General features: G+C 49.8%; 10 protein-coding genes. 2 read left to right on the top strand and 8 right to left on the bottom strand.

What is annotated here, in order from left to right; genetic code table 11:
• The first annotated feature begins 198 nt into the window (after nucleotides 1-198).
• Nucleotides 199-1,131, top strand: coding sequence for a DUF1517 domain-containing protein (locus tag AC0QH1_RS23830; RefSeq protein WP_324633876.1), 933 nt, complete (start codon nucleotides 199-201; stop codon nucleotides 1,129-1,131).
• Between the two features lie 517 nt (nucleotides 1,132-1,648).
• On the opposite strand, the gene AC0QH1_RS23825 is transcribed toward AC0QH1_RS23830, so the two are convergent.
• Nucleotides 1,649-3,106 (bottom strand): aromatic ring-hydroxylating dioxygenase subunit alpha, encoded by a 1,458-nt coding sequence (locus AC0QH1_RS23825; RefSeq protein WP_324633875.1) that lies wholly within the window; start codon nucleotides 3,104-3,106, stop codon nucleotides 1,649-1,651.
• Between the two features lie 298 nt (nucleotides 3,107-3,404).
• Here AC0QH1_RS23825 and AC0QH1_RS23820 point away from each other — a divergent pair, with 298 nt between their 5' ends.
• Nucleotides 3,405-4,046: a DUF938 domain-containing protein gene (locus tag AC0QH1_RS23820; RefSeq protein WP_324633874.1), complete on the top strand. Its 642-nt coding sequence runs from the start codon at nucleotides 3,405-3,407 to the stop codon at nucleotides 4,044-4,046.
• Nucleotides 4,047-4,092: 46 nt separating this feature from the next.
• Here the strand turns inward: AC0QH1_RS23820 and msrA are convergent, their stop codons facing one another.
• From msrA to AC0QH1_RS23785, 7 genes are all read right to left on the bottom strand, one after another.
• On the bottom strand, nucleotides 4,093-4,578 hold the full coding sequence (gene msrA / locus AC0QH1_RS23815; RefSeq protein ID WP_324633873.1) for a peptide-methionine (S)-S-oxide reductase MsrA: 486 nt from the start codon (nucleotides 4,576-4,578) through the stop codon (nucleotides 4,093-4,095).
• Nucleotides 4,579-4,922: 344 nt separating this feature from the next.
• The gene (locus AC0QH1_RS23810; protein ID WP_324633872.1) at nucleotides 4,923-5,624 is read right to left on the bottom strand and encodes a lysophospholipid acyltransferase family protein; all 702 of its coding nucleotides are present in this window, start codon (nucleotides 5,622-5,624) and stop codon (nucleotides 4,923-4,925) included.
• A gap of 168 nt (nucleotides 5,625-5,792) precedes the next feature.
• Complete coding sequence (tadA, locus tag AC0QH1_RS23805) at nucleotides 5,793-6,296, bottom strand: tRNA adenosine(34) deaminase TadA (RefSeq protein WP_324633871.1); 504 nt, start codon at nucleotides 6,294-6,296, stop codon at nucleotides 5,793-5,795.
• Nucleotides 6,293-6,706 (bottom strand): thiol-disulfide oxidoreductase DCC family protein, encoded by a 414-nt coding sequence (locus tag AC0QH1_RS23800; RefSeq protein ID WP_324633870.1) that lies wholly within the window; start codon nucleotides 6,704-6,706, stop codon nucleotides 6,293-6,295. Before AC0QH1_RS23800 ends, tadA begins: the two co-directional genes overlap by 4 nt.
• A 127-nt stretch (nucleotides 6,707-6,833) precedes the next feature.
• Nucleotides 6,834-7,148 carry a glutaredoxin 3 gene (gene grxC, locus AC0QH1_RS23795; protein WP_324633869.1) on the bottom strand — a complete coding sequence of 105 codons (315 nt, stop codon included), beginning with the start codon at nucleotides 7,146-7,148 and terminating at the stop codon, nucleotides 6,834-6,836.
• A 109-nt stretch (nucleotides 7,149-7,257) separates the two neighbouring features.
• Complete coding sequence (locus AC0QH1_RS23790) at nucleotides 7,258-7,974, bottom strand: PrsW family intramembrane metalloprotease (RefSeq protein WP_324633868.1); 717 nt, start codon at nucleotides 7,972-7,974, stop codon at nucleotides 7,258-7,260.
• 88 nt (nucleotides 7,975-8,062) lie between these two features.
• Nucleotides 8,063-8,590, bottom strand: a complete 528-nt coding sequence (locus AC0QH1_RS23785) for a mechanosensitive ion channel family protein (protein ID WP_324633867.1) — start codon at nucleotides 8,588-8,590, stop codon at nucleotides 8,063-8,065.
• Nucleotides 8,591-8,923 lie beyond the last annotated feature (333 nt).

Raw genomic sequence — 8,923 nt, 5'->3', positions numbered from 1 at the left:
AACCCAGATCTCAAAGGTCTGGGCGCAGAAGCCCGCGCCGTACCGCCTAAGCGGTCGGCGTCGGGAGTACGTCACAAAGGGGACGACAGACCTCGGGGTCTGTTCGTCGCGGGTTCCGGCGACGAACCCCTGGGGTGACACCCAGGCGGCTCCCAATCTCTGGAATCTTTTGATGCAATGCAAAACAGCCCACCGATTATGTATAGAAAACTGCTTTCGGCAATTAAACCCCTTTTCAAACCTTTAGTGGCGATCGCCCTGGTTCTGGTGTTGGTCTTCTCCTACGCCGATGGAGCCTTAGCCGCACGCACTGGCGGTCGCATTGGCGGTGGCTCTTTTAGAGGGCCCAGCCGCACCTTCTCTCCCCCCAGCCGCTCCTATCAGCGCCCCGGTGGCGGCTTCGGCGGCGGTGGCTTCGGCTTCCCCTTCCTCTTGCCTTTCTTTGGCTTCGGCGGCGGTTTTGGCGGCTTGTTTAGTATCCTGATTTTTATCGCGATCGCTAACTTCCTCGTGCAAACTTTCCGTCGCGTGGGTACCGAAGAATCCGTGGAATACGCCAGCAACCCCCCGGTGGCTATCTCCAAAGTTCAAGTGGGTCTGTTAGCCCAAGCCCGCGACCTGCAAGAGGAACTCGATCGCCTCGCCGCATCGGCAAATACCAACACCGAGCAAGGTCGCGCCCAAGTGCTGCAAGAAGCTAGCCTCGCCTTACTGCGCCATCCGGAATATTGGGTCTATGGCGCAACCAGTTCCGAGCAAACTCGCCTCTCTAGCGCCGAAGGACGCTTCAACCAGCTTGCTCTGGGGGAACGCTCTAAAGTGCAAGAAGAAACCCTCTCCAATGTCAACAACCAACTGCGCGAAGCTGACTCTACCAAGTCTCTCCCCTCTGACGAATCCGAAGGGCCGAGCGAATATATTGTGGTGAATTTAATTGTCGGAACCCTCGGCAAAATGCAATTGCCCAATGTTAACAGTTCCGAAGAACTGCGCGAAGCATTACGTCAAATCGGCGGTATCGGTAGCGAGCAGTTGTTAGCTTTTGAAATCCTCTGGACCCCGCAAGCAAAAGGCGACACTCTCACCACCGATGACATTTTGACTTACTATCCTAACCTGAAATTGGTGTAAGTCCAGGTATTTGACGGTTAGTTGTCTTTCATGGGACGCGGTAATCCTGCGTCCCATCTTTTTTCTCAATTCGCCCCACGTGTGAGCTGAGAGTTGACACCACCTAAATTTTGTGCTAATTCAAAATTAACACTCAAATCGCCACCTACATATAAACTAACCCAACCCCACCACCCCCATTTTTTGGTCTCCAATTCGCCCTTCCCATTCATCTGATTTTCACCTGGACGCATTTCTGACCCTCGATCGCACAGAACCGGACGCCTCGAGTCGCGCGATCGCCTCGAATGAATCAGGGACACGGCACTGCCGTGTCCTTACTGAGCAATTCACAGTTCTCTATCGAGCAGTTAGAAAAAGAATATCATATCGCGTCCGGTGGATGGCCAGTAAAAGCACTGGATTGAAATACCGCTTTGGCAGTTCAAGAAAGCCTACAGGGACTCATTCTTTTTACAGCTATTCCGCCAGACTTGATATCCATTTAGAGCCGGTGAATTAGCCCATAGCAGGGGACTTAATTCGGCAGATTTCTGGTCGGCACTTCACTCCCGCGATAAAAATCCCGCTCTAGCTGGGCCAGGCGCAGCCAAATCGCACCGCAGACAAGGCTCACAACGGTGCAAAAGGCGATCGCCACGGTTGGGGTATCCTCCAGGAACACCAGCAGCGCTGGGGCAATTATCCAGGCGATCGCTGCTGCAATCCCGGCGATATTCCGCACCCGCTTAACATTCGCCAACGCAGTGGAACAACTCGCACAATGTATCGTATGGGAATGATAGCGATCGAGAAGCTGTTCCGTAGAGCGGCGGGGAGGTAAACTGTGGCTGGGGAACGGATCGATGCGATACTGATTTACCCACTGGTGTAACTGCGCCACAAACCGATCCGCCTTGGTGGGCAAATAAAACGCTTGGGCAAACTGAGGACTCCCGCCTTTGGCTTCCAAATTGCGTTCCTGGTAGTGCAGGAAAATTTGGTCGTCCTCCAGAATCGCATGTTGTCTCAGATGATTGAACCAACGCGGCGTCAGTTTCATAAATAGCCCGGGAATTTTCGAGGAGAATTTAAACGGAAATATGGCAAATAAGCGACATTCCCCTTTGCGAATCGGCGTAGCATAAACCACTGTGAGAGTGCGGCCAAATTGTTTCGAGGTCAGGTCGTGCCACATGAGAGACGGTGCTACAAATGTAGTCGTTTGCCGCCCGAGGGTTCCTTGTCGCGGCCCTTCTTCCCACAGTCCTTCAAATCCCTGTTTTCCGAAAGAAACGACTTCGAGTTCCACAGCTCCCGCAGAGGCGCGGTTGCCTACGGTTCCGTGGTGGGTGTAGGGCACGTGACTGCTGTCTAGCACGTTTTCTAGCAGGGTGAGGGCATCATAGGGCAAGTCTCGAAAGGTCTTCAAACACACCCAGCCATCCGGTGACTCTTCAAGCGGATAAATAATCGGAAGCGCAGTTTTTTCGGCGTTTTCCGGTTTGCCTGGATACAGGAATAACATCCCGTGGCGGGTGGTGGTGGGCAGAGAAACCGCGCAGGCGCGTTTCGAGGCTGTTGGGTTGGATCCTTGTTCCTGTTGCGGAATGCGATCGCACTGCCCATTTCCGGCAAATGTCCACCCGTGATAGGGACACTCTAACAAGCCCTCTTCGTTAATTCGCCCTTCAGATAAAGGAACCAGGCGGTGAGGGCAGCTATCCTCAAAGGCGCGCCAGGTTTGCCCGTTGCGATCCCACCAGATGACCAAATTTCGCTCCAGCAAGGTGAAACGAGTCAGGGTCGATTGGCTCAGATCCTCCAGGTAATGCACCGGATACCACGCTTCTAGCACGTCGAATTCCTCGGGATTTTCCCCTCCGGGGGCGCATTTTTCCCCCTCTGCAGCGATCGCGCTCCTCTGTATCTCTGTCCCCACCTCTACTGGGGTTTCTCCAGGCGTCTCGGTTGTCGTCGTCGGTGTTGTATTCATCGCAGTTATCTGTATGCTACTCTTTTCTTTTCTAAGATAACCAAAGACTCTGATGTTGGCGGGCGTTCGGACAAAAATTGCCAGCAGTGGATCGGTGGAATCATTGGTGGGTGGCGATGGGTCACTTGGCATTTGTCACTTGTCATTGGTCATTAGTCACTTGTCCTCGGGGAAGTCGGTAGGGACAATAATTTTCAGAGCTGGCTTAACATGATGACCGATTTATGATATTCTTTTGCTATTAGCATTGGGCTTGACGATCGCCGATTTAGCGTAATTTATTGCAATATTTCCACCCATGAATTATCCGTCCTCTTTGAAATTATCTGCGCCGGCAACCGAACGCAACCGAGAACCGATTTTGTCTGTGTTGCAACGGGTTTTACCACAAACGGGTACGGTGTTAGAAGTGGCTAGCGGAACTGGCGAACATGCGGTGTTTTTTGCGCCGCGCCTGCAACCGCGTTTTTGGCAACCTAGCGAACCAGAGGCGCGATCGCGTGGAAGTATTGACGCTTGGAGAAGTGAATTGGGTGCCGATAATCTTTTACCGCCTCTGAATATTGACGTGCGATCGCCCACTTGGGCAGTAGAAACCGAGTCCGCTACCCCGCAAAACTTACCCGACATTACCGCGATCGCTGCAATTAATTTGTTGCATATTTCCCCCTGGGAATCTACCTTGGGATTGATGGCAGGAGCTAATCGAATTCTCAATCCCGGCGGCATTCTTTATCTGTATGGCGCATTCAAAAAAAAAGGCCAACATACCGCCCCGAGTAACGAAGCCTTTGACCAAATGTTGCAGTGGCAAAATCCCACCTGGGGGGTACGCGATTTAGAAGAAGTGGTGGAAGTGGCACAAAAAAATCATCTGACGTTAATCGAAACCCTCGACATGCCAGCCAATAATTTATCGGTGGTGTTTCAACGTCAGTAAATTACCGATTTTTACCTTTGCCATTTTCCCCCTAAAAGTGCTATAATTAGAGGTTGGCTCGGCTATCTCTTTTCCGAACGTGGCGTTTTTTGTCCACATATTGCTGATGATACTCTTCCGCCATCCAAAACTCACTGGCGGGTTTAATTTCCGTGACGATATCTTTATCGTACTTGCCCGATAACTGTAACTTCTGTTTGGCCGATCGCGCCGCTTTTTCCTGGGCGGGACTATGATAAAAAATAGCCGAGCGATATTGTTCTCCGCGATCGGGACCTTGGCGATTCAGTTGCGTCGGATCGTGGCTAGCCCAAAACACTTCTAGCAGTTCCTCATAACTGATTCGCTGCGGGTCGTACTCCACTCGCACGGCTTCCGCATGCCCGGTAATTCTAGCACAAACATCTAAATAACAGGGATTGGGAAAATGTCCGCCCGTATAGCCCACAGCAGTAGAAATCACCCCCTCCACTTGGCGAAACCGCTCTTCCACTCCCCAAAAACAACCGGCTGCAAATGTGGCTTTTTCCATCTTCTTTTCCTCTCTTGTGTCCCTACATGTCTTATCCGAAAACAATTCGCGATCGTTGCTCGTTCTACCGTTTTAATCTAGCAATAAAATTTGAAAAACCCCTCTTTGGGAAAACTGAGGTAGTTTGGGAAACAGGGAAAAATTCTATCCTTTGGCAAGGATGCCTCCACCGCACATTTATTGAGGGGGAAGTGGTCGCTCTGGTGGGATGCCTCTGCGATCGCCGGGGAACGAGTTAAAAATAGCATAACACCCATTCTTCCCTTCGATTCAGTCGGTGGGTGACACCCCCGCCTTTATTTTCTTTGTACTCCCATCCCCTACGGTTTATGGTTGCGCCCGAGTTATTCGGGGTCGATCGCCTGAAGGGCTTCTTTCAAATCGGCGGTGAGTTGGATGGCGCTTTCTTTGGGTTTGTCTGAGGGATAATTGGCTACGTTTAAGGGTTTGCTAATGCAAACCATGGCATCACAGCGCCATTTGGGAATAAACGGATCGTATTTTAGGGCGATGGGGACAATTTTAATGTCGATATCCGGTTGCATTGCTCTCGCTTGCATAGCAAGACGCCCTAATCCGGGTTTGAGTCGGCCAATTTCGCGATCGCGTACAATCCCGCCTTGAGGAAAAATCACGATCGCCTGTTTTTGTTGCAGCAATTCAATCCCATGACGGAAACTGCTAATTCCCGGGCGATCGCGATCGACGGGAAATCCGCCTAACTTCGGGATTAACCACTTTTTAATTCCCTGAAATTCATCGGCGGAAGTCATATAATACGGATGTCGTCCGCTAACAGAAATTCCGGTCGTATATCCCACCACAATTGCATCCCAGCGCGAACGATGCGTTGGGGCCAAGATAACGGGTCCTTCTCGGGGAATATTTTCTTGTCCCGTTACCTCTAAACCGCGAAAATAAATTGGCAAAACCAAAAACCGCGCCAATGGATAAATCAATTTAAGCAACCTGGGAGAAACTTGCGCGGTGATTGATTCGGTTGACGTTCTTTTTTGATTTGTTTTTCCGGCTTGTGTTGTCCTCATTTACTTGCCCAATTTAATAGTAAGTTTAAACTCAGTTTCAACTATTTTTTCCAATTAAGTGCAAAATATGATTACCCTAAAATTAGCTAAATTTTCAACGAACAAAAAAGCGGATTAAATAGGGTATGTATTTCCGAAAGCGGCGGGTGGGTTAGGGAAAAATGGGGCTTAAGAACGCTCATCGACAGGGCGGTGTCTTCGTTGGGCGAACCAAGATTGTAGCTGTGCTCGACAAGGGGATTCCATGATGCCGCCGAGTACGGATAAACGGTGAAACGAGCAAGGGCTATCGGGAATATTCATCACTGTGCGAACTGCGCCAGTTTTGGGGTCATCGGCACCATAAACCAGGAGACTGATGCGAGACTGGGCGATCGCGGCGGCACACATGGGACAAGGTTCTAAGGTCACGTAAAGGGTACAGCCGTTTAAATGCCAGTTTTGCAAGGCATTGCCGGCGGCGCGCAATGCCAGAATTTCGGCATGGGCGGTAGGGTCTTTATCTCGTTCTCGCCGATTTTGCGCTTCGGCGATCGCTTCTCCTTCGGGATTGACGATCGCCGCCCCTACCGGCACTTCTCCCGCCTCTCCCGCCGCCTGCGCCAGTTCCATCGCCCGACTCATCCACTGTCGGTGCCTCAAATACTCCGCATCGCAAATCGGCAGATTCATGGTTGATTACTACAGGTGTGGCAATTGCCGCTATAGGCAGATTGATAGGTGTTCTCTCGCTTGCCAAATAGCTGATAGCGGTTATCCCGGATTTGCTCGTAAACCCGATCGCCCATCCACTTCATTCCCGGTAGCGATCGATAGGCATTTACAAACAGATTCCCCCCCGGTAACAAGCTGCCAATTTCTTCCGCCGCATCGCTACCTTGCCACCGCCTTTCCAGGCGATCGCTATCGATTAAAATCATCCCTCCTTCGCACTCTTGCGGCGTTATCTCCAGTTGCGCCAGCGTCTCTTCATCCTGCATCGGAATGTAGCTAAAGCGATCGCCTTTGTCCAAATTTTCTAACCCTTGCACCAAATTCGTACAAAGATTGCAATCTCCATCATAGATAACCAGATAATTCATCTTGCTATTCCCCTCTACCTACCTGCCAAAATAACTCGTTTCATCTCGCCCTATCGCTTTTTCTCTCTTTCCCACGGAAAGGCGAAAAGCGAGTTTTTTTGCCAAAAATATTGACAATTTAACGGGACTATGCAGGTTCCGCCGTTAACAGGGAGTCTAACTCTGCTTTGCTATCCAATTCATACAGTTCGTCGCATCCACCAATATGGCGATCGTTGATAAAAATTTGCGGAACGGTACGCCGCCCATTTGCCCGTTCGGCCATTTTTACCCGCGCTGCACCATCGCCATCAATCTTGTATTCGGTGAAGTCAACTCCTTTCCACCACAGCAGCAGTTTGGCGCGGATACAGTAAGGACAGGTTTGCCAGGTGTAAATTTCCACTTGCGCTTTCATTCGTTCTGGATGGCGACCGAGAAGACCATTGATAAAATCGTTCATTGTCTGTGAGTTGCTATTCTAAATGGGCGAAGTTTACAGGTTTACAGATATTCTAGAATATTTTGCTGGAAAATGGGGAAAGTCCCGATACTGGCGATGGAACGCACTGTCAGCGATCGCCTTCTGTCCTCCTGGCGATCGCCCCTTGCATGCGGCGCGATATCCGCCGCCATCCCCATCCAATCAATAGCAACAACACCACGGCGGCACCTGGAGCGAAAACTAACATCCAATTAAACAATCCGTGGCCAATAATTGCCACAATCAACCCATTGCGAACCCACTTTTTCCCAACTTCTTGTGCAGAAAACTTCGCTACTCCCAAGGGATATCCCCACAACCCTGCCCATAAAGCATGAGCGGGAACGGATAGCAGCGCCCGCACCGCAAATACAAATAACAGGATTTCGTATCTATTCAGTTGCCCTACAAGTCCGGTGAAATCGTGACGTTCTAAATAAGTGGCAAGCAAATAAAAGATATTTTCAATCGAAGCAAATCCTAGGGAAACGGTTACTGCATACATCATCCCTTGCATCGGTTCGGTAAAGTCCGCACGCCGATACAGCGATCGCCTCACGATAAAATATTTTCCATATTCTTCCGTCAGGGGCGCAACAACGGTAAATAAAAATAGGTGCGATTTCAACAGGTAAAAAAATGGCATTTGTAAAAGCACTACGGGAATTGCCAGCAATATCCCCCAGACAAACAGTCTGACTAGCACCGATTTTGGCGCGGGTGCAACTCGGCATTTATAGTAAAATAACCACAACCAAAAAATCCCGGGTATCAACCCGAGTCCAATGGGTATCAGAATATTCATTGACCTCAATCGTTTTTACTCAAAATCTATCGTAAACCCGCACCGATTTGCTCCGCTAAATTTCAGCAATCGGCGCGTTTTGGCAAATTTAACCCATTTTTTTGGTGATAATCTTCACCTCATTAGGTTGAATGATGCAAATTGTATGGGTGAAAATAGACGCATTGGGGATTAAAATTTTTTTCTCCTCTGCTTGGAGTGTGGTATATCGTAAATCAATATCAATCACCGTACCTTCAAATCCGGCAACGGAAATGCGATCGTTGCGCCGAAAGGGACGATAAATCAAAATTAACGCCCCGGAAACGAAGTTGGACAGAATATCTTTCAGGGCGAGTCCCACGGCAAATCCCGTCAGTCCTAACCCGGCTACTAACGCAGAAACATCAATCCCAAGGGTTCCTAAGGCGGTGACGATGCCAACAATCGAGACGATGCTGGTGGCAGTTTGTTCGAGGAGTTTCAGGGCATCTCGATTTAATTTGCTGCTGACAATTAGGCGGCGGATGACTTTTTGCAGGACAATGCTGCCCAACCAGAATGCTAGTAAAATCAGCAGACTCCCTGCTAGTCTGGGCGCAAACAGTAACAGTTTGCCAATTAGGTCGTTTAACATGGTCTGGGATTCGGTGTGGGATGCTTCATAGAATTTTATCCGCTAATCGGCTAGTATTGGCGTAGGGTGATGTTTCGGTAGGTATTTGACAAGAATTGATTGCCCGAATTCCGGGGGCGATCGCCCTTCACCCCCCAGGACAAATTCTGTTGCAGACCCACTGAATTGGTTGCAGAAAAATCTCTTAATGCCAATCGCGCTTTAAAAAAACTGGATTTTTCGTTTGGATATGATATAATCGAAGCTGAAACTCGACGGGGCAGGCAGGGCATTTAAGCAATTTACGCATTGCGCTTAAGTCCTGCCTGCCCCATCGAGTCTATTGAGACTATT

It is taken from the genome of Phormidium sp. CCY1219 (assembly GCF_055795085.1).
Note: the sequence above shows the minus strand (reverse complement) of the source record. Positions and strands in the feature narration are given on the sequence as shown.